At 44.1% G+C, this 22278-nt stretch carries 13 protein-coding genes; 12 read left to right on the plus strand and 1 reads right to left on the minus strand.

Annotated features, from left to right (window positions below; all coding sequences use genetic code 11):
• Positions 1 to 7 precede the first annotated feature (7 nt).
• Together B5F78_RS00665 and B5F78_RS00670 are read left to right on the plus strand one after the other, a co-directional pair.
• Entirely contained in the window at positions 8 to 1426 is a 1419-nt protein-coding gene (locus B5F78_RS00665; protein ID WP_087405677.1) for a RagB/SusD family nutrient uptake outer membrane protein, read from the plus strand.
• Positions 1427 to 1446: 20 nt separating this feature from the next.
• Entirely contained in the window at positions 1447 to 2619 is a 1173-nt protein-coding gene (locus tag B5F78_RS00670) for a TlpA disulfide reductase family protein (protein WP_087207975.1), read from the plus strand.
• 177 nt (positions 2620 to 2796) lie between these two features.
• Here B5F78_RS00670 and B5F78_RS00675 read toward each other — a convergent pair whose 3' ends face one another.
• Complete coding sequence (locus B5F78_RS00675; protein WP_087405714.1) at positions 2797 to 5139, minus strand: glycosyl hydrolase 115 family protein; 2343 nt, start codon at positions 5137 to 5139, stop codon at positions 2797 to 2799.
• A 241-nt stretch (positions 5140 to 5380) separates the two neighbouring features.
• On the opposite strand from B5F78_RS00675, the gene B5F78_RS00680 reads away from it, so the two are divergent.
• From B5F78_RS00680 to B5F78_RS00725, 10 genes are all read left to right on the plus strand, one after another.
• Positions 5381 to 6061 carry a hypothetical protein gene (locus tag B5F78_RS00680; RefSeq protein ID WP_140399967.1) on the plus strand — a complete coding sequence of 227 codons (681 nt, stop codon included), beginning with the start codon at positions 5381 to 5383 and terminating at the stop codon, positions 6059 to 6061.
• A 351-nt stretch (positions 6062 to 6412) separates the two neighbouring features.
• Positions 6413 to 8275 carry a hypothetical protein gene (locus tag B5F78_RS00685; protein WP_087405679.1) on the plus strand — a complete coding sequence of 621 codons (1863 nt, stop codon included), beginning with the start codon at positions 6413 to 6415 and terminating at the stop codon, positions 8273 to 8275.
• A gap of 25 nt (positions 8276 to 8300) precedes the next feature.
• Positions 8301 to 10520: a hypothetical protein gene (locus B5F78_RS00690; RefSeq protein ID WP_087405680.1), complete on the plus strand. Its 2220-nt coding sequence runs from the start codon at positions 8301 to 8303 to the stop codon at positions 10518 to 10520.
• Between the two features lie 39 nt (positions 10521 to 10559).
• Positions 10560 to 11462, plus strand: coding sequence for a hypothetical protein (locus B5F78_RS00695; RefSeq protein ID WP_140399969.1), 903 nt, complete (start codon positions 10560 to 10562; stop codon positions 11460 to 11462).
• Between the two features lie 17 nt (positions 11463 to 11479).
• Complete coding sequence (locus tag B5F78_RS00700) at positions 11480 to 13771, plus strand: hypothetical protein (protein WP_140399971.1); 2292 nt, start codon at positions 11480 to 11482, stop codon at positions 13769 to 13771.
• Positions 13772 to 14432: 661 nt separating this feature from the next.
• Positions 14433 to 14663, plus strand: coding sequence for a helix-turn-helix transcriptional regulator (locus B5F78_RS00705; RefSeq protein WP_087405682.1), 231 nt, complete (start codon positions 14433 to 14435; stop codon positions 14661 to 14663).
• Positions 14638 to 17886: a helicase-related protein gene (locus B5F78_RS00710; RefSeq protein WP_087405683.1), complete on the plus strand. Its 3249-nt coding sequence runs from the start codon at positions 14638 to 14640 to the stop codon at positions 17884 to 17886. Before B5F78_RS00705 ends, B5F78_RS00710 begins: the two co-directional genes overlap by 26 nt.
• 3 nt (positions 17887 to 17889) lie before the next feature.
• The gene (locus tag B5F78_RS00715; RefSeq protein ID WP_087405684.1) at positions 17890 to 18567 is read left to right on the plus strand and encodes a DUF4391 domain-containing protein; all 678 of its coding nucleotides are present in this window, start codon (positions 17890 to 17892) and stop codon (positions 18565 to 18567) included.
• 8 nt (positions 18568 to 18575) lie between these two features.
• On the plus strand, positions 18576 to 20360 hold the full coding sequence (locus B5F78_RS00720; protein ID WP_087405715.1) for an RNA-binding domain-containing protein: 1785 nt from the start codon (positions 18576 to 18578) through the stop codon (positions 20358 to 20360).
• A 15-nt stretch (positions 20361 to 20375) separates the two neighbouring features.
• The gene (locus B5F78_RS00725) at positions 20376 to 22274 is read left to right on the plus strand and encodes a site-specific DNA-methyltransferase (protein WP_087405685.1); all 1899 of its coding nucleotides are present in this window, start codon (positions 20376 to 20378) and stop codon (positions 22272 to 22274) included.
• Positions 22275 to 22278 lie beyond the last annotated feature (4 nt).

A 22278-nucleotide genomic window follows, 5' to 3' on the forward strand; every position in this document is an offset into this window, starting at 1 on the left:
CAGATTTATGAAACACGTCATTTACATCTATATGCTTGTATGCGGGCTGGTTTTCAGCTCCTGCAACGATTATCTGGATATTGTGCCAAAAGGCAATAAAATTCCGTCTACTCTTGCCGATTATGAAGCTCTGTTGCGTGATGAGTATGCTATCGGACAGACTTCCATCAGCAATGCCCTTTATTTGCTGAATGACTATTACGTAACGGTCTCTAACCTGAATAGTCCCACCCTGACCCGTGCTAACTATATGTGGGATGAGACTGCTGATCGTATCTTGTTGAACAATGCCGATGAAAGTACATATTATCAGCTTTATGCTGCTATCTCTTCGTGCAACCTGATTGTAGAAAACGTGCCTTCTGCCACCGAAGCCACTGATGCCGAACGTGCCGAAGTCATCGCTTATGCCAAAGTTATCCGTTCCCTTTGTTATTTCGTATTGGCAAACTATTATGCCGATACGTATGATGCGGCAACCGCCGGCGAAAAGCTGAGCGTACCCCTCATCACAAGTGCCAATATCAATGCTCCTTCGCAGCAAGTGACCATACAAGCTATATACGACTTCATCATCCAAGGAGTGCAGGAAGCAATTGACGGTGGATTGCCCGAACAATCGATGACCGTGCTTCATCCCAATCTGGGCGCCGCATACGCCCTGCTGGCACGTGTATATTTGCAGATGCAGAATTACAGCGAAGCATTAAGCTATGCCAACTTAGCTCTTGGACAAAATGACCAGCTTTACGACTGGAACGCTTATTACGATGAACATCGTTTCACGATTGAGAATCCGGAAGACTATACCGGACTACCCACACCTACCGATTACTCGTATGTGGAGAACTATTATTTCCGTTGCGGAAACGGTTCGCCAAACTACACGACCAATGAACTCAATATACCGGTAGAGCGTGCCGAACGTTTTGAAGAGGGAGATGCACGTTTCTTATCCCGTTGGAAACTTTATTCGCAAAACCAAGACACGTACTACCGTGGAGTAGGAAACGGTTATTTCAACTGGGGAGGACTGACCACTACAGAAGTTTATCTTATCAAGGCAGAATGCCAGGCACGTCTGGCACAAGGAGGAGATTTCACAGAAGCGATGAACACCCTGAACGCTGTGCGCCAAACCCGTATCCGTCCCGAAGTATACCAGCCGCTGACTGCCTCGACATTAACCGAAGCTATCGAACTGATTCGCCGTACCAAAGACAATGAACTGATATTCTCCATTGTACCCTTTGCCGATGCACGCCGCTTCAACCAAGAAGGTACGTATGCACGCACCATGACGAAAACCTACGAAGGTGAAACTTATACGCTTCGTCCGGATTCTCATCTGTGGACAATGCCTTTCCCGGCAGGTGCTATTAACAATCCCGGAAACGGAAGCATTCAACAAAACGTGTCTAAATAAAAATACATAAAACAACAAGTATGAAAGTAACAAACTTAATGCAAATCTTGCTGCTGGGAACCCTTACGGCAGCTTGTACATCCCAAGCCCCTAAAGACGGTTATCTGATAAGTGGAACGATTGAAGGACTTCCAGACAGTGCCTACGTGCAACTCATGCCAGTATGTCACGAAAAAAGTGACCCGATAGCCGACACTCTGGCAATCGGAGGCAAATTCACCTTTATCGGGAAAATGGAAGAACCCCGCGCCGTATTACTTACCGTAAAAGACGCCTACGGCTCGCGCCGCCTGATGCTGGAAAATACAGCTATCGAAATCAAAGGTGCGGTTGTATCGGAAGATGTGAATGGAACTCCCTCGTATAGTCTCGACAAGTTATCCGTAAGTGGGTCTCCCCTGACAGCCCGTTACGATTCGCTGATGGCGGTACGCGGTCGTATGGATTCTCTATTCAATGCCAACCAGCAAGAACATAAAGCTCTCCTCGATGCTATACAAGAAGCCTATCAGGCAAAAGACCAGGCAAAAGTGGCAGAGTTGCGTGCAAGCGAGGCCGGTAAGCAAATGGCAGAAGATGAAATGCGTTTCTTCCAAACCGTAGATTCTGTTTATCGCCAAACGGTAATGGAAAACAAGGACACTTACTGGGGACCGTTGCTGATGATTTCGCTCACTTCTTACATGAACGAAGGCATGCGCTCGTGGTACGAAGAACTCTCACCTGCCGCACAAGCCTCTTATTATGGAAAACTGGTGAAAGACGAACTTTACCCGACTGGTAAAATTGGTGATAAGATGCCTGAATTTATGGTAAAAGATGCATCGGGAAAAGAAATCACTCTCCAAGAACTCTGCCAAGGAAAGAAATACATCCTGATTGACTTTTGGGCATCGTGGTGTAATCCGTGCCGCAAGGAAATTCCTAATATCAAAAAACTTTATGCACAGTACGCTTCTGAAGGTTTTGAGGTAATTAGTATTTCCATTGATAAGAAAAAAACCGATTGGGAAAAAGCTGTAAAAGAAGAACAGTTGAAATGGCCTAACTTCTTGGATGAAACCGGAGTGGCAAAGCTTTACAAGGTAAGAGCTGTTCCGACCATGTATCTGATAGATGCCGAAGGTCGGATGGTCGGTGATAATCTGAGAGGAGAAGCGTTGGCAGAAAAACTGGCTGATTTATTCGATTGACTTTGACTTCATTATGCCAATATGCAGTTACGGAAATGCAATGGATTTTTTCAGATGTATTTCCGTGATTGTTTTATATACAGCCTCTGGTAAGTTGAGATAATGCATGCATATATCTGCGTGAGGATGTGTAATATGGCTTACGCTTTCATCAACTTGTATGGTATAAGTTTCTGGCTACTGTTTAGCATAAAGATAAACCTGATCCAGCAGTATGCCTTCGTCTATCGCATGTACCGTCAATCGGTGTGAAGTGGATTTGCCGAGAGGAAAAGTGATGCGTCGCACAGCTTGGTTGGAAAGGATGTTTTGCTTCCATTCTTCGCTTCTTCCATACGTGCGGTACGAAATGATGTCCGACGGCTGACCGTCTACTTCTACCCGGATGCGCAGGTCTTTTCCATTGATGGGATGAGTGGGCAGGAAGCGGAGTTCCACCTCTACTGAATCGGCACGGCAATTCTCGAAGCTGAAGGATACAGCCTCACCTTGGCGGATGCCTGCTGCTTTGCCCTCGTAGCCCAAGTGTTCCCACATCACGGGATTACCTTCAGCGGCTTCCAGTGCGTTCCATTTATAAAGGTACGGGCGGTCGGGCTTCAGTGATTCCGCAGTATGCGTTTCGGGAATGGGCAGAAATACCGCTAAGTTGCGCGGCTTGTAGTCCATAATGCCTTTCCACTTCGGCGTATTGTAGTGGCGGGTAAGGGAAACGATGCTGTCGAATGCTGCTGTGCTTTGCTTCCAGTCTGCTTTGCCGTGACGTGCCAGTTGGGCATAGAGGCATTTCTTGTTCATTTGGGAAGCTCCCTGAATGGGGTATTGTACTAGCTGGTAATACGTAGCCTGTTTGGTTTCAGGCATGAGTCTGCCCCATATAGCAGCTTTGTCTTCCAGTTCCTGATAGGCGGCAAGCCGTGTGTGGATAAGCGATTCGCTCCATGGCAGATCACTTACTATTTTGTACCGTGGGTCTTTCTCCTCAGTGCGTGTGCCTCCCATGAATTCCGGCTTGCGGATATGGGCAAGGCGATAGTGCTCTTGCATCATCGGAAGCAGGTAGGCGGATGCCTGCGTACCGAACTCGCGGGCAAGAAAGTTTTGCAGATGTCGGGTTACTCCTTCCTGTTCTATCTGGTTTATATTCCAAGCCATGTCCATAAACAATTCTATCTGATATTCGGCAGGCTTGATATCTCCTACATTTAGAATCCACATCTTACGGATGCCGCGGTCGTAGGCGGTCTTCATCTGTTGGTAGATGAGATATGGGCTGAGGGTGGATAGCCACAAATAGTCGTGTGGGCGCCCCCAGTAAGATATGTGGTAATAGATACCGTTGCCGCCCGGGCGTGCCGCTTCTTCTGCAGTAGGGAAATGGGTGATATATCCGTAATTGTCATCGCACCACATCAGAGTCACGTCTTCGGGTACTTCCAACCCTGCATTGTACACATCGAGTACTTCTTTATACGGTATCAATACTTGTGGCACGCGGGTTACATCGCCTTTGTATTTCGCCAGCAGTGCCCGCTGGTCTTTCAATATGTCGGTCAGTGCCCGCTTCTGTTCGTCTACGGTCTTGGCACCTAACATTCCGCTATCGTGTATGCCACGCATGCCTAACGTATAGATGTCATCCGATTGGCGGAGCAATTTTACCCGTTCTTCCCAAAAGGCTAGCACGTTTTCGCGATTGGTCAGGTAATTGTAGTCGCCTTTGCCCACGCGTCGCCATTCACCGTTGGTATTGCGCATCATTGGTTCGCAATGTGAAGTGCCGAGGTAGATGGCGTAACGGTCTGCTATTTCTTTGTTGCCTTCGGTAAAGAAGAAAGGTACCGAACATTCGTGCATTGCCGGCCAAAAGGTATTGGCACGCAGGCGTAAGAGCAGCTCGAAAATGCATGCATGGGTTTTCGGACCGATTTGTCCCTTTATATTCGAAGGTTCGTGGTTGGTGTAGCTCCAAGGCATCAGTCCCCAGTCTTCATCGTTGATGAAGATGCCCCGGTAGGGTACCGTCGGATAGTCCAGCTTGCAGAAGCCCGCTTCGATGCGCCATTCCGTTTTTTTCTCCGGTGTAGCGTCTGCCCACCATTCCCAAGGCGATACGCCCAGCATACATGAGAGTTCTAAGATGCCATATGCTGTACCTCGTTTGTCGCTACCAGCCACCAATAGTTTTCCGTTTTTTAATACTTTAATGAAAAAAGCCTCCGGATGTCCGTCCAGGCAAGAAAGGTCTATCCCTTCTCTTTTTGCCACTTTTTCCAGAAGTGTACTCTTTCCTTGCGTTCCTATATAGATATCCCCTTCGGTTTCCATAACCGAGAAGGGTTGCGAAAGTACGGCTTCGCAATCCCGTTTCAGTAAGTCCAATGCAACCTGCACTACGGGTTCTTCACCTGATGCACAAGCCACATTCATCGTGCTACCTGTTTTCCATACAAAGTCTGTTGCTCCCAAAGCGCAAGAGGCAAGCCAACAGCACACAACAGTTAACCATAGTTTTCCCATAATTTCTTTATTGATGTTTTCTGCAAAGGAAAGGCATTTTCCAATATCCGTACATGGATTATTGTGCCTTTTTACTGGGAATTTGTGCATTATTGATGTTTGGTCTTTATTGCAGTACGTTTTTTCGGGAACTTGTTGAGGATAATGCGGTATGAACAAAAAACAGGAATGAGTGTTATGTTGTTTATAGGATGAATTGCTTCTATGATAAGTATGTTATTTTGCTATTTTTTACTGTATTATGAGACGATTTTTGTTTGGCTTATGTCTTATATCTTGTTTGCATGTCAGGGCACAGGAAGAGAAACAACAGGTTTGGGGATGCGATTTGTATGCATCGTTTGACAATTACGGATGCTGGAGTGTGGAACCATCCGTCACATTCCGTCCTGTTTGTTATGCGGGGGTGTCGGTGGGTATATTTTATAGTAGGCCATTTGTCGCAGATTATTCATTCAACGGGGTTACGTCTGATAACCGTTTGCGGTGGAGTGTGGAAGATGTGGAAAGCATCGGAGAAATATTTGCCTTTCGCTCTTCTCTCAGCCTGTTTACACCTCCTGTGCTTTTGGGCAGTGATAAAGAGTATGCACTTTATCTTACGGTATCGCCTGGTGCTACCGTTCCTTTTGTTGCAGATCGAAGGGTAGTCATTGATTATTATCCTAATCAAGCTGGAGCCTGGACTGCCATTCATCAGGAATCGATAAAAAATAGAGGGGCACGTAAAGTGTTTTGGCATATACGTACAGCACTGACTTTGGAAGTTGATGAACATCTGGCTTTTTTGCTGGCTTATACGTGTTCCGATTTTGATCCTTATGCTTCTTTCCGTAATTTGGTATGGGAAGGCAGGTGTTTCGAGGCAAAGAAGCACAGATTGTCGCATATGGTTTCGATTGGAATAGGTATCCGTTTCTGAAGTTTATATACATTAGACAGGCTTGCATCTCTGTATGGTAGAATATGGTATGGATGTTCTTTAGATTAGTCCAATAAGGATGCGCAAAATGAATATATACTTACTTTGCCGTTGCAGTTATCTTCGTAGGCTGTAGCAGTTATCTGAAATTGCTTATGAATATATCTTCGTTTTGCAGACATGTTAAATAGAAGGGGTGTTCATAAATTGTTGAAAAAGCAAAGTGATGACATTGTTTTTTTGTCCCGTCTGAACAAAAAGCGGTTATCGGTTGTTGTATTGCTGGTGCCGGAAAAGAGTTCCGGCCGTTTGTAATTGATTGACTATTTATTTAATCAACCAACTGACAAGATGAAAAAAAGTTTTTGGATTACGTTCTTATGCAGTCTGATGCTGACGGCTTGTAGCCGGGAAGAATGGATGAAACCTCCAGGAGGGGAGGGAAGCAAGGCAGTCTTTGTCTTGCAATGTGCCGATTATGAAGGTGAAGATGTTCCGTCACGCCTTGTTACAAGCAAGGGCAGGACATACGACCGTGTTGTTTTTTATGTAGCGGACGAGGCAGGGCGTGTAGTGACCAACCTGAAAGGATTTTATGATTATGCAGCTTCAGAAATACACCTTGAAGGTTTACAGGAAGGAGATTATACCTTGCTGGTATTGGGTATCCGGGGGGATGCCGGACAAGATGGGGTTTCTATCCGCGAACTGAATAATGTATCCGAGCCTTGGCTGATATTTTCTGCTCAATTGTCGAAACCGCTGGAAGCGGATTATTTCTATTCACGTACTTCTTTTTCTGTTTCCCGGAAACCGGGGGTAGACGGAGCCGAGATTATTGTTTCGGCACCCGGGCAGATTGTGCAACGGCGGATAGCCGGCAGGGTGGACTTTTCGTTCGCTTTTCGCAATCCTTACGTGCGTACCGCGGTCGTACACAAGGAAGTGATATGGGATGCAGTGTCTTTTTATACGACTCTTTCGGGCGACGGTTCGCTTTCGGACGAGGTGGATATGCAGCCTGTGGTCTGGCCGCTGGATTCGGTAGCTTCTTTTTGCTTGCCTCCAGCTTCCGGTGAAGTGCCTCTGCAGGGAGCGGTCACGGTATTGACACGCGATTATCGGAAAAATCAGATAGAGCGGACGTATGATTTTACCGTCGATTCGTTGGTTTCAAACCGTATTTATCGGGTGCATACTCCGGTTGTACATCCCGATGATAAGGCAGGAGTGATGTTTGTTACTCCAATGGCGTATGAAGAAGGCGGGCACGCGAAAATCTTGCAAGATGAAGAGCGGAAAGAAATCTATACGGATACCCGCCAGCGTTCGTTTGACACTTCTCAACCTTTGCAGGTAGAGATAACCGATGACGGGCGTTTGCACATGCGCTTTTATTCACCGCGTGATTTGAGTGATGTGCTGGTGCGTGCCCGTTTTCCTTCGGTGAGCGATGAATACATTGACTTGGCTTACTTTGATACGGTACCGGCTTTTGCCGATTTTTACGGTCAGATTCCGCTTTTCACTTCAGAATGTATGTATCGTACCGTTTCGGGGAAATGGATAAAAGTGCCTCCGCAACCTTTGACGGCTGCCCTTGATGCCAGTTACGAAGTGATTTCGGGCGATGCTTATTGGGAAAAGCTGCAAGCTATCCGTCACGGTTGGAAGGTGACTTTCAACCTGTATGGAGGTGATCCCGACCAGCCTAATGGCGGACCGGCAGGAAACTGGATGGGAATCCGTCCGGTGCATTGCCGTGAAGTGGTGGCGTTTTTCCTTAATTTCACCTATATGATTGATATGCAAGAACACGAGGATATCTTGCGTGCCAACGAGGACCGTCTTTACGGAAATGGAGGAGTAACCGACAAGGTAAGTGCTGAAACCGTATTGAAACAGATGCGCCAGCCTCGTTCATTGCGGGTAGGATTGGTCTATACGGGAAATGGAGTGCTCGGGCTGGGCGGAGGCGATGTGTTCGGGGCGTATCAGGGTGCTTGGCTCAGCCATTATACCGATACGTATGCCTGCGAGGTGATGTTTCACGAACTGGGGCACGTTATGGGGTATAGCCACGATAGTGCGTTTACTTACGGGCCGTGGGCACAGGAGCTGATGAATCAGTTTTATGTAGACCATTTGTATTTGATGCCTATTGATTCGCCTGATTATCTGAAAAGCAAACAGAGTCCGGCTCTTTATAAATAATGAGTAGTTTAAAATGTAAGGAGTTATGAAGAAAAAGAGAATCATATTATATGCATTGGGAGGCCTGTTGCTTGCAGGCTGTACCCGGGAAACGATGTCGGTCCCTTCGGTGTCGGAAGGAGAAATCATTGCCCGTGTGTCGGTGGATGATTTGGAAGGGAATGGGATAGAGCAGGATGCACGTATCCTGACGATACAAGGATATCGGTTTGAAGGGGAGGTGCTGAAAGAAATCATTACTTCATTCCGTGCGGGAGAAGACGGCAGCTATATCTTCCAGCCCCAAAGGGCGGAAGGAGAAATCTGCCTGCTTGCCAATGCCGGAAAGGTAAGGAATTTGCAGGAGGTGTTGCCTGATGTAACAACCAAATCAGAGTTTCTGAAACTAAGTGCCGATAAAGATGAATTGGCATCCGAAGAAGGTGGTCTGGCAATGAGCGGATGGATGGATCCGAACGGGATTTCGTCGGGGAAAAGCGAAGTATCGCTGAGGCGTAGCGTGTCGCGGATAGACCTTTCTTCTTTTGATAAAGGAGTAAAGGTACACCGTGTTACGGTTTCCCATATTTATCGGCAAGGTTATTTGAATGGTCAGGAATCGGTAGAAACACCAGATGGTGCCTCTACGTATGATTTTCGGAAAGAATATGTAGCTTTTGAGAATGGTAGTGAATGCTTGTTTTATTTGCCCGAACAGACAAATAACAAGTTGCAGGTGGAAATACTGGCTTCGTTTGATGGAGCGCAGCATCGGTTGGAAACTTCTTTGCCTGCCGCAATCCGGCGCAATGTGGTTTATACACTCTCGGTTTATGGAAGAGGGGGAAACCTGTCGGTATCGGTGACCGAAGACAATTGGCAAGCTGGTGGTGAGACAGAGTCCGGCCTTCAATTGAATGGGCTGGTCGATGTGGATGCTTCCCGCTTGTCGGAAGGTGTCCGTGTCAACCTTTCGAGAGATACGGTATTCATCCCTTATACACGTTCCGATTCACATCTGGTATTGCTGGGAGAATCCGGGGCGGATGTAGAAATAGAAGGGCAGGTAGACGGGGTTGTTGTACAACGGGTGGCAGGCAGGGGGCTGCAACCAATAGCCGACATATCTGTTTCGACCAGTATGCGGATGCCCGGAACAAAAGAGGAATATATATACTTGGAGGTATATCGGCAAAACGTGTATGCGGGCAGAGTCGTTTTGGTGGTCGAACCCAGTCCCATCCGACTGGAAGGACAAATCAAGCTGAACGAGCAGGGAATATGCGATTTCGACCGTTATGTTGAGGGTGAATTGGGGCGTTTGACTCTTCCTGCCGGCAAGATAGCCGGTATGGAGTTTGATTCTGGCACTTCCCGTTGGATAAAGCTGACGCCCGACGGAGAAACTTACCGCATCGTAGGCGGATGGAAACCGAACGACCCTCAGGCAGACGGACGTGTGCAGGAAGGCAGGTTGGTCATATCTGATGCAGATGGAAAGAACCGGGAAGTATATGTGATACGCCGGCGAAACTGGGGGCTTCCGGTGGCGAACATCAACGGGACGTGGTGGTGTAAATACAATTTGCGCGGAAATGTGAAAACATTCAGCGACCAGATATTGGCCGGTACAGATCCGGCAAAGGAAATAGACTTGGCAACTTATTTGAGCACGTGCGACGAAAACGAACTGTTGCATTTGCTGGGATATCAGTATCAGGCAGGTTATCCCGACGGATATCCGTTGAAGCACAACGAAACGGCTTTTTATTATGAAGGTATGCGAAACTCTGCTGAAAATTTCGGTCTGTTATCTTCCGAAGAAATGGCTCCTGAAGGATATCAGATACCTGATTACGATGATTATGCCTTTTTTACCCGGAATACGGATTTCAATTTGGGCGGACAGGGAACGCATACGTACCGGAACGCGGCAGGGCAGGAGCTGACGGTCACGATAACCGAACGGGAAGTATCGTTCGAAGGGCATCTGTATGGAGTAATTGCCTTTTATGAGTTTCAGTACGAAGGTGCCCGCTGGGTACTTTGTGGGTTGGGACATCAATGGAACACCACTCCTGGAAACATTGCCCGGATGTCGTTGTTGCTTGCCACGCATGGACATTCTTCGAACACGTGGGTAATGGAAGGATATGCGCATACAGAAAAACCGGGTGAGAACTGGTTGAAGTATGTGCCGCAGAACAATACAAAAACACGTACGATACGTTGCATAAAGAAACCGGTGGAATATATATATGAATAAATGAATGTTGAACAAATGATTATCAAAAACAAAAAGTGTATGAGAAAAATGACAAACGCGAAAACAGTATGGATGGGAAGTTTATTGTTTGGTATGTTCGGAACAATGGCTTGTGCCGATTCTGAGCATCCCGGTAATGAAGAAACGGCTGTAAGGCCTGTTGTCAAAGCCAGAGTAGCAGGTTATGACCAGCTGGCTGACACTGTAGACGGTGAAGACAAGGTAGAGCATATACAGGCTTGTCAGTTTATCGGAGGAACATTGGCTAAGGTGTATGACGACTTGGCTTTCGATGGTTCCGCTTTCAATTTACAGTTGACCGATTATGAAGGGGCGCTGTATGTGATAGCCAATACCGAAGGAATGATTGATTTGAACGCATTGCACGACCGGCGCATCACCGAAGACGAATGGAAACAGACCGTGCTGAACTTGAAGGAAGGGAAGGAAGTGCACTTCTTTAGCGGCAGTTTGAGTCTGGATAGCTTTGACAAGTCGCAGACCGAGCTTCCCTTGTCGATGAAACGAGGAATGGCACGCTTTGACATTGACCTGCAAACGGCAGGTACGGCATCTGTCGAAAGTCTGACATTGAAGAATGTGGCACGTTCGGTTTATCTGTTTGCCAATCCGGATGCCCATTCGCCCACAGGAGTAGAGCGCAAGGATACAACGGTCGTATTCTCCCGGCCGCTTACGGCAAATACTCCTGGTGTGTTGTACGTGTACGAGCAGGCAAATGAAGGGCTGGAGGTAAGTGTTACCGCAGTGATTGACGGCGAGCGGAAGACACTGACCAAGGTTTTATCGGAACCTGTGATACGCAATACAGTCAATAAGATTATCGTGCGTAAAGACTATATCAGTGTGAATCTGAATGTGAGCTTCGATGAATGGGAGCCAGGCAATGATACGGAACTGGAAGCGAAACATGCTTCTTAAACGTTTAAGGCATGTTTATGAAAACAAGGTTGTATATAATCGGTTTGCTCTGTAGCCTGCTGTTTATCTCTTCCTGTTCCGACAGATGGGAACAGGAGGAAACTGTTTCCTCCGGGACAACGGAACTATGTATCAGCAGATCTTCGTTTCAGGTGGCTGGAAAGCCGTCTTCGCTTCCAGGAGAAGACGAGATAACATCGCTTAGGGCATACCGTTTCGAAGAAGGCGTTTTGCAGAAAGTGTATGAGCCATTATCGGTCGGGGGAGATGATTATCATCTGCCGCTCGACCGGCTTTCGGGTACACTTTATGTAATAGCAAATGAAGAACCTGCGTGTGAAGAAGGAACGACAAAAGAAACAGATTGGTTGCAAACTGTACTGACAGCTGACCGGCATCGGATATCGAATTATTTTACCGGAAAAGCAGACTTGTCAGGCAAGATGGGAAAGGCTGTTTCAATACCGTTGGCTTTAACGCGTGGAGTAGCCCGTTTCGATTTCCGGATAGAAGTACCGGAAGGGACGGTATCGGTGAATCGTTTTGCGGTGAAACAAGTGGCACGGCAGGCTTATCTTTTTCCAGGGGATGCAGTGCGTTCGCCCGAAGGGACAGCCAAGGAAGACTGCATCATCAGTACGCCGGATGCGCCCCTGACACGCGATTCGTTAGGAATACTGTATGTGTACGAACAGGCTAATCCGGATTTGTCGGTGAGTCTGGAAGCAGAAATAAATGGCAAGGTGTATGCTTTCGAACAGCCGTTGCCGTCAGATATCCGGCGCAATACGGTATATGCCATCGTATTGCGGAAAGACGTTCTGCAGGTTGATGCACAACTGATGGTGGAAGCTTGGGGAGAGGGAGATAGTACGGCAGCATATCCCGACCTGACTGCCCCTCCACAAGTAGATGCCGCGGCGTCAGAATTGCCTGCCGGAGTAGAAGTCGCTGCGGAGAAAAATGGCGTGAATCTGCCATACGGGCCTGTAGAAATGGTACTGGCAGTAGCGTGTGACGATGAATTGGAATTGCTCCCGGTAGATGCTTCGGCATCGTTGGAAGTGGAGCCGCTTGCCGGTCAGGGGCTGTTTGAGGGCAGACAGCGGTTCCGTATCCGCAAGCCGCTTTTCCCTCCCGAACAGCCACCTGTCGAAACCGCTCTTCGCTTTCGCCGTAAAGGAATGCAGTACGTGTATCCTGAAGATGTAATCACGCTGAGGCTTGCCGGGAACCCCAGCCGGCTTTCGGGAAAATTACAGTATGCCGTCGGGACGTATACCTTCGATTTCGACCGTTATATAGATAATGAGCTGGGTGTATTTACATTGCCTGCAGAGAAAGAATTGACGGTGGAATACGAAGCGGGCGAAGATGCGTGGATAAAGCTTGACCCTGTTTCTGTAAGAAGCGGAGAAGGTGCGTATCGGGTGCTGGCAGGCTGGCGGCCGAATGACGTTACGGCAAACGGGCGCAGGCAGTCGGCTACGCTGGTAATCAGCAACCGTGCCGATGGCTCGCAGCGCGAGGAATATACCGTGTCTCGCCGCAACTATGGATTGCCAGTGACGTGGATGCACGGCATCTGGTGGTGCAAGTACAATGCCCGTGGTGATTCCCGCTCGTTTGAAGACCAGGTGCTTTCGTCCGATGATCCGGCGCGCCGCGCAGGCCAGACCGTTTTCGAGTACTTGGGAGCGTGCCCGCCCGAAGCGTTTTTTGATTTGTGGAAATGGGCATATCAAGGTGACAGCGGCACAGGGTTGCAGGTAATAGACAAAAACGGTACGGCGGCATTGGATGGCTACAATCACCAGGTGTCCGTGCATATCAACCGCCTGCCTGCCGATGCGCTTGCCCCCGAAGGTTACGAACTTCCGTCGATGGAAGATTTCAACCGCATCTTTGACGCAACCGATTATGTATGGGTGATGTGGAACGGCACGCACACGCTGCGCACTCCGTGGGAAGGGCACAGCCAGGTGAAGCGGCTGCAGAAGCGGAGAAACGATGTGACGGTAGGCAATGTAGCCTTGCCTAGCCTGATTCTCATCGAGATGTGGAGCCCCGATTTCCCCGAGCATGAACCGGTTACGTGGTATGGCGTGGCATCGCAGTGGAACGACAGCGAAGGTGTCTTTCATAACGGGCATTACAACAATATACTCTTTGGCGTACACTCGCCGGAAGGTACAGGTTGGTTTATTCCCGGGAAAAACGATGCGCTTTATTTGCATAAGAACGGCGGCGCAGCCAAGGACACCCGCGTGCTGCGTTTCCGCAAGTCGGAGGTGGAGTATGTGTATTGAGCTTTTCTTGAAACGCAGATTTATAGGTTGGGATTTCGTGCCCTCAACAAAGGGAAGCTTTCGTAGCTATGGCAACTCTTCGTATATTTCAAAATCCAAGTTTCGGATTGATAATTAGGATCTTATATCTATTATATTAAGTAGTCGTATTTAATTTATATGATAGAAATTAAGAAGTTAAGGAGTTAAGCCAATAGTAAGTCAATGAGCCGTATACATAGAAGGTATTGGCTTAGCTTCTTAACTCCTCAAAAGATAGTGTCATTTAATTCTGATTACTTATTTATATAAATAGCTTAATATTAGTTTATTATATTAGAGTTTATACAGGATAAAGAACAGGGGTATTGGTTATCAGCACCCTAGAACCATATTCGATATAATGTCTATTAGATATAAAAATTTAAATGAATATTCGCATACGCCTCTACATGGGATGTTTGCGGTATTCAATAAAATTTATTAGTAACAAAAATCTATTGTTGCAAAAAAGTTTGTGACTAATAGAGAAAAAGGGATTTACTTATAAAGCACCAACTATTCAGCCAATCGAGTGATTGGGTTTCTTTGGGTAGTATTTGTGATAAAAATACCATGATTCATCTTATAGGTCCATATTTATTATTATCTTTGCGTATAACGCAAAGAAATTGAGAATACAATGGCCGATATTAATAGATTAAAAGTTGTTTTAGTAGAGAAGAAGAGAACTAGTAAGTGGTTGGCTTCCGAGTTGAAGAAAGATCCTGCAACCGTATCTAAATGGTGTACGAATACTTCACAACCAGATTTACAGACTCTGACTAAGATTGCTTTTTTGTTAGGTGTTGAAGTTCGAGATCTAATTAATAAGAACAAGGATATTTATGAGAACACCGAAGCAATTCAATAATATAACAGAACGTGTTATAGATGATTTGAAACAGGTATTGTCTTCGGGTAATAGTCAAATCTCTATAGCGGCAGCCAGTTTTTCTATTTATGCATATGAAGCATTGAAAGAAGAACTGGAAAAGGTGGATTGTGTAAACTTTATTTTTACTTCACCGACATTCTATACGGATAAGTCTGAAAAGCAAAAAAGAGAGTTCTATATTCCTAAATTAAATCGTGAAAGGAGTCTTTTCGGATCTGATTTTGAAATAAGGCTTCGAAACCAGCTTACACAACGGGCTATTGCAAGGGAATGTGCAGACTGGATTCGTAGAAAAGCACGGTTCAAGACAAATATAACTCATGGTTCTATGAATACCTTCCTCAATATAAAGGAAGGTGAAGAAACCTATACCTATATGCCTTTCAATGAGTTTACTACTACCGAACTTGGGCTTGATAGAGGAAATAATATATGTCCGATGGTTGTAGGTATGCCGGGACATAGTTCTACTGATATGTTTCTGAAGAATTTTGCCGAACTCTGGAAGGACAAAGAGAAGTTTCAGGATGTGACAGATAATGTCATAGAAAATATCGAAACCGTTTATAAGGAGAATGCCCCGTCTTTTATCTATTTCATTACGTTATACAATATTTTCAATGAGTTTTTAGAAGATATCAGCGAGGATGTATTGCCTAATGAAGCTACAGGATTCAAAAGTAGTGTTATTTGGAATAAACTGTATAATTTCCAGCGCGATGCATCACTGGCAATCATAAACAAACTGGAAAAATACAATGGATGTATTCTTGCTGACAGCGTTGGTTTGGGAAAAACATTTACGGCTCTTTCGGTTATCAAGTATTACGAAAACCGAAACAGAAATGTATTGGTTCTTTGTCCCAAAAAGTTGAACGACAACTGGCAGACATTCCGCTCTAACTATAAGAACAATCCGGTATTGGCAGACCGTTTGCGTTATGACATTCTGTTTCATTCTGACCTGTCAAGGGATAAAGGTTTGAGTAATGGACTTGACTTGGAACGGGTGAACTGGGGGAATTATGATTTGATTGTAATAGATGAAAGCCATAATTTCCGCAATGGCGGCCGGTTTGATAATGAGGATGAAGATGATGATTTCAAGGAAAACCGTTATGCCCGGCTGATGAATAAAGTCATACGCAGTGGTGTCAAGACTAAAGTGCTTATGCTTTCCGCCACACCTGTAAACAACCGGTTCAGTGACCTGAAAAATCAATTGCAACTTGCGTATGAAGGAAAGGCCGAGAATATAAACGATTTGCTTGATACAGGGAAGAACATAGATAGCATTTTCAGAGATGCACAGACTGTTTATTCTAAATGGGCTAAATTGCCTCCGGAAAAGAGAACAACAGAGAAACTGGTAGATTCATTAAGTTATGATTTCTTCCAGTTGCTTGATGCAGTTACCATAGCCAGAAGCCGAAGCCATATCATTAAGTATTACAACACGAATGATGTGGGCAAATTTCCTGAACGTTTGTCACCTATATCACGCAGACCTAAGCTTACGGATTTGAACGATGCTATTACTTTTGCGGATATAGCGGAAATGCTTAACCGATTGAATCTTTCCATATATACACCTTCTTTGTTTATTTTTGAGAGTGAAAAAGGTAATTACGGAATAGATTATGAAGGTGAGGGACTCACTGTAGATGGACGTGAAAAAGGTATTCGGAAATTGATGGCTATCAACCTGTTGAAGCGTCTGGAAAGTAGCGTGAACTCTTTCCGTCTGACTTTGACAAGAATTCGTGATTTTATAAATGATTCTATTACTGCTATTGATAAATTCCAGGAAAGCGGTGCAGGAACAATAGACGTAACTGATTTTTCAGAGGATTTTGATACTGAAGATAATGAAAATGATCCGTTTGTAGGCCGTAAATCAAAAATCAATCTTCGGGACATGGATTATGTTAGTTGGCGGCGTGATTTGAAGGCTGACCAGGAAGTTCTGGAACTGCTCATCCTTATGCTAAAGGATATTACACCGGAACATGATATGAAATTGCAACAGCTGGTAGCAGACTTGAAAAAAAAGTTTGAACATCCAATCAATGGCAGCAATAAGAAAGTGCTGATATTTACAGCTTTTGCTGATACGGCAAATTACCTCTACGAACAGTTATCTGGAAGAATACTGAACGATTGCGGACTGCATACAGCTCTGATAACAGGCAGTACAGAGGGAAAGTGTACTTTGCCGAAACTAAAGTGTACGTTCAATGACATACTGACCTACTTCTCTCCTATGTCAAAAGACCGGGATGCCATTCATCCGAATGATACAAGGGAAATAGACGTACTGATTGCAACCGACTGTATCAGTGAAGGACAGAACTTGCAGGACTGTGATTATCTGATCAACTACGATATACACTGGAATCCTGTACGCATTATTCAGCGTTTTGGTCGTATAGACCGTATCGGAAGCAAGAATGATGTGATTCAGTTGGTAAATTACTGGCCGGATATGGAATTGGATGATTACATCAAGCTGAAAGGTCGTGTAGAAAGTAGAATGAAGGCAACAGTCATTACCAGTACGGGTGATGATAACCTATTGTCTGCTAATGAAAAAGGCGATTTGGAATACCGTCGCAACCAGTTGAAGAAGTTGCAGAATGAAGTGGTAGATATTGAGGATATGGATACAGGTGTCAATATCATGGATTTGGGACTAAATGAATTTCGTTTGGATTTACTTGCCAATCTGAAAGAACATCCCAATATGGATTTGACACCTTTTGGAATGAGTGCCGTAGTCAGTGCATCTGAATTGGTAGAGCCGGGTGTCATCTATGTGCTGAAGAACAAGAACAATGGTGTGAATATCGACCACTCTAATTTGCTGCATCCATTCTATATGGTTTATATTTCACATACCGGAACAGTTATCTGTGACCATCTTTCTCCTAAAAAATTGCTCGACAAGATGCGTTATGCCTGCAAAGACAAGATAGAACCTGATAAGATACTTTGCAAGCAGTTCAACAAGGAAACACGTGATGGAAAGAATATGCGTCATTACAGCGACCTGTTGCAATCGGCCATAGAGAGTATTATCACAGTGAAAGAAGAGAGTGATATAGACAGTCTTTTCTCTGTAGGTGAAACAAGTGCTTTGACCTATAACATTAAAGGACTGGATGATTTTGAATTGATTTGTTTTTTGGTGATTAAGTAGATTATGGATAATATACTGAATTTTCCATCCACAACAATAGTCAATAAGCCAGTGCCAAAGAATGCGTTTTATGGAAGAAGTGGCGATTCTTCCTTGCGTGAATTTCTGACACGAGAGTTTGAAGGTATTGTATGGCTGTATAAACTTGTACCTGCGACACTCAATGTAGAAGATGGTGAATATGTGCATGAGATTGATGTGTTCTATTGCAGGATGAAAGAAGACAAGTACAGTATTAAGCCTTTCAGTGCAATGGATGAGTTGCTGCCACGGCATACGGTTTTCATTATTGAGTACGGTGAGACGTTTGATTTACTGATGCATCATAAAGAAATGTCGGTTGTTCATGGAGAACAGAAATGGAAATGTGGAGTTGACGAATTGAAACGGGATATACGTATTGATGCCAGTACGCTAAATATTCAGGGACAATCTATGGATGCCGTTTACAACGGTTTGCTCAGTCAAATATCAGGATTGTATGCATCTACTAGAGAAGAATATAAAGAACAGGTTGATTTGCGTAAGCAAATAGAAAGTGTTCAGAAACAGATTGTTTCTCTTCAAAAAAAGATAAAAGCTGAAAAACAATTTACTAGACAAATAGAATTGAATGCCGAGGTTAAATCATTAAGAAGATTTTTAAATGAATTACATTTGCGATTAATCGGACATAAATGATAGATATAATGAATGCTAATGATATAAATATATTATTACAACTCGGAGAACGGATTACTTTTGAGTGTAAAAAAGCTGAAGGACAGATACCTAAATCAGTATGGGAAACATATTCTTCATTTGCCAATACGATAGGTGGAACCATTATGCTTGGGGTAAAGGAATATATGGATGAAACCAGCTCAGATAAAAGATTTGAAATTACAGGAGTTGCCAATCCGCAGAAAATGAGGAAGGAGTTCTTTGATACCTTAAATAGCAATAAAGTAAACCGTAATATTCTGACCGATGCCGATGTTGAAATAATACAATACCAAGGTTATGACTTATTATGTATTCATGTGCCGCAGGCAGATTATAGGCAACGTCCTATTTATATCAACGGCAATATTATGAACGGGTCTTTCAAACGGAACTATGAAGGTGATTACCATTGTACGGAAGACGATGTTAAAGCTATGATTCGTGATGCAAACGATAGCGGTAATGATTCTGTATTGATGGAAAATTATACGATGGATGATATTGATGCGCCTACTCTTGCTGCCTATAGAAATCGTTTTCGTACAGCAAATCCAGACCATGTGTGGAATGATTATTCTGATAGGGAATTTCTCTTGAATATGGGAGGGTATATAGTTGATAGGAATACACGCAGAGAAGGCTTGACTTTAGCCGGTTTGCTTATGTTTGGAAAGGGGCTTCCTATCCGAGAAAGATTTGATAATATCCGCATGGATTATCTTGATATGACAAATTTGCAACCGGATAGCCGATGGAGCGACCGTTTGACATACGACGGGCGTTGGGAGAATAATCTGTATAATTTCTTTATGCGTGTACAATCCAAGTTGGTAAGTGATATAAAACGTCCTTTCAGATTGGAGGGAATGGAACGAATAGACGATACTGCTGTACATAAAGCTATTCGTGAGGCATTGACCAATCTTGTTATTCATGCAGATTATATGGTGACCGGTGTACTCAGAGTGGAGAAACATGATGACTGTTTTGTCTTTTCAAATCCAGGCACACTTAAAATACCCGTTATGGATATTTATGCCGGAGGTAATTCAAAGGCAAGAAATCCAAATATGCAATCAATGTTGCGAATGATTGGTTTCGGCGACAATATCGGTTCTGGGTTTCCTACAATCCTGAACGCTTGGAAGAAGGAAAATTGGCGTAAGCCGTTTTTAGTAGAGCGGACTGACTTACATCTTGTTGAATTAACCCTTTCTATGGTATCACTTATTCCGGAGGAATGTCATCAAGCGTTGAATGAGATTTATGGTAGTGAATACAACAGGCTTGATAAAGAATGTCAATTAGTTTTAGCTACGGCTATAACGGAAGATAATATATCCAATTATCGTGTACAGCAATTATTAGGTAAAAATCCTTTGGAGGCAGGAAGAATTCTTTATGCGTTGGTTGACAAAGGTATGCTCTTGTCCAACAATAGGGGACGATGGACTTCTTACTCCATTAATTCAGATTATAGTCAAGGAGTAAAAAACTCAAGGAGTAAAACTCAAGGAGTAAAAAACTCAAGGAGTAAAACTCAAGGTGTAAAATCAAGAGAGCAGAAAAAAAAGGAAATACGCGATGCCTTAATTGCTTTCTGCCGTGAAGCACGTACATTGCAGGAAATAGCCGATTATTTAGGATATGCTGATAGGAACAGAATGAAGCGTGTTTATATCGACCCGATACTTGGTGAACTGCTTGAAATGACATCTTTAGAGAGTAAGAATTCTCCTAATCAGAAATATATAACAAAAACGAAATAAGAACAAAATATAATCATGAAACCCAATAAATTAGAATTGAGCTCAGTTGACGGAACACAACTGAATTTGGAAGCTCTTTATCAGATAGCACCATCCTGCTTTACGGAAGTAAAGGATGATAAAACCGGAGAGCTGCGTCATGTGGTAAATTTCAAGACCTTGCGTCAACTGCTTGGAGACAATGCAGTGGAAGATGCGGATGAAATGTATCAGTTTACTTGGCCGGGCAAACAGGAAGCTCGTCGTGAAGCTGCTCGTCCTATTACAAAGACTTTGCGTCCGGTAGTAGAGGATAGCGTGGATTGGGATAATACACAGAATCTGTATATTGAAGGCGATAATCTGGAGGTATTGAAGTTGCTTCAAAAGTCATATATGGGTAAGGTGAAGATGATTTATATTGACCCGCCATATAATACGGGTAATGACTTTGTGTATGATGATGATTTTGCCCGTTCGCAAAATGAAGAAGAATTAGCTTCGGGTAATGTGGATGAATTAGGGAATCGTTATCGTAAGAACACAGATACTAATGGTCGTTTTCATTCGGACTGGTGTTCGATGATGTATTCACGTCTTATGGTAGCTCGTTCTTTACTTACAGATGATGGGGTGATTTTTATTTCGATAGATGATAATGAGCAGAGAAATCTGAAGAATATTTGTGATGAGATATTTGGTTCATCAAATTTTATAGCTCAGTTAATTTGGGAAAGAGCGTATTCGCCTAAAAATGATGCAAAATACATATCTAATAGTCATGATTATGTATTAATGTATGCTTTAGATTTAGAAAAGTTTACTATAGGACGATTACCTCGAACAGAAGAAGCTAATGCCAGATATTCTAATCCTGATAATGATCCTCGTGGAGTGTGGAAAGCAAGCGATATGTCAGTAAAAACTTATACATCATCGTGTGATTATAAAATAACGACCCCTTCGGGGAAAATAGTAGAGCCTCCAGCAGGGCGCTGCTGGAGTCTCTCAGCGAAAGCTTTCGCTGAGAGACTCCAAGATAATCGTATTTGGTTTGGTCCTAATGGAGATAGTACCCCATCAATAAAACGTTTTCTTTCTGAACTGAAATATGAAGGAATGGCACCAACTTCTATCTTATTTTATAAGGAGGTTGGTCATAGCCAAGAAGGAGCTAAAGAGGTTGTTTCTTTGTTTGGTAATAAGGGAGTTTTTGATGGCCCTAAACCTGTAAGATTGTTAGAAAGATTAATCACATTGGCTAATTTGAAGTCAGATTCTATTGTTATGGATTTCTTTTCTGGTTCAGCTACAACTGCTCATGCTTTGATGAAAGTTAATGCAGAAAAACAAACTAGTTACAAGTTTATTCTTGTACAGTTACCCGAGGAGGTAAGCGAAACTAAAAAAGAACAAGGTTATAAAACTATTTGTGGAATCGGAAAAGAACGTATCCGCCGTGCCGGAAAGAAAATCAAGGAAGAATCCCCATTGACAACCCAAAACCTTGACACAGGTTTTCGTGTATTCCGCTTGGCGGATAGCAATTTTGAAGAAGTAAAGAAAGCTCCAGCGGAATACGACCAAGCACAGCTTGACCTTTTCCTCAATAACGTTAAGAGTGACCGTACAGATCTCGATCTTTTATTTGGAGCTATGCTCAGTTGGGGTGTACAGCTCTCTTTGCCTATGACCAGTGAAGAAGTAGATGGAAAGATGATTTATTCGGTTAATGATGGTGACCTTGTGGCTTGCTTTGCAGATGATATTACAGAAAATATCGTAAAAGCCATGGCTGACAAACAACCGCTCCGTGTATTGTTCCGTGACAGTTGCTTTGCCCGTGACGATGCAAAAATCAATGTGTTTGAAACCCTGAAACAGTTGTTAGACTGGAGCGAGGAAGAAGCCATAAAAAATATCAAGGTTATATAAAGTG

Origin of the sequence: Bacteroides sp. An279 (assembly GCF_002159615.1) — a bacterium.
Lineage (GTDB): Bacteria > Bacteroidota > Bacteroidia > Bacteroidales > Bacteroidaceae > Phocaeicola > Phocaeicola intestinalis.

Excerpts from the sequence above, each read along its gene's own strand:
- B5F78_RS00720 (WP_087405715.1), top strand. The coding sequence starts at position 18,576 with ATGAATGCTAATGATATAAATATATTATTACAACTCGGAGAACGGATT.
- B5F78_RS00700 (WP_140399971.1), top strand. The coding sequence starts at position 11,480 with ATGAAAACAAGGTTGTATATAATCGGTTTGCTCTGTAGCCTGCTGTTT.
- B5F78_RS00705 (WP_087405682.1), top strand. The coding sequence starts at position 14,433 with ATGGCCGATATTAATAGATTAAAAGTTGTTTTAGTAGAGAAGAAGAGA.
- B5F78_RS00725 (WP_087405685.1), top strand. The coding sequence starts at position 20,376 with ATGAAACCCAATAAATTAGAATTGAGCTCAGTTGACGGAACACAACTG.
- B5F78_RS00715 (WP_087405684.1), top strand. The coding sequence starts at position 17,890 with ATGGATAATATACTGAATTTTCCATCCACAACAATAGTCAATAAGCCA.
- B5F78_RS00710 (WP_087405683.1), top strand. The coding sequence starts at position 14,638 with ATGAGAACACCGAAGCAATTCAATAATATAACAGAACGTGTTATAGAT.
- B5F78_RS00695 (WP_140399969.1), top strand. The coding sequence starts at position 10,560 with ATGAGAAAAATGACAAACGCGAAAACAGTATGGATGGGAAGTTTATTG.
- B5F78_RS00685 (WP_087405679.1), top strand. The coding sequence starts at position 6,413 with ATGAAAAAAAGTTTTTGGATTACGTTCTTATGCAGTCTGATGCTGACG.
- B5F78_RS00680 (WP_140399967.1), top strand. The coding sequence starts at position 5,381 with ATGAGACGATTTTTGTTTGGCTTATGTCTTATATCTTGTTTGCATGTC.
- B5F78_RS00690 (WP_087405680.1), top strand. The coding sequence starts at position 8,301 with ATGAAGAAAAAGAGAATCATATTATATGCATTGGGAGGCCTGTTGCTT.
- B5F78_RS00670 (WP_087207975.1), top strand. The coding sequence starts at position 1,447 with ATGAAAGTAACAAACTTAATGCAAATCTTGCTGCTGGGAACCCTTACG.
- B5F78_RS00665 (WP_087405677.1), top strand. The coding sequence starts at position 8 with ATGAAACACGTCATTTACATCTATATGCTTGTATGCGGGCTGGTTTTC.
- B5F78_RS00675 (WP_087405714.1), bottom strand. The coding sequence starts at position 5,139 with ATGGGAAAACTATGGTTAACTGTTGTGTGCTGTTGGCTTGCCTCTTGC.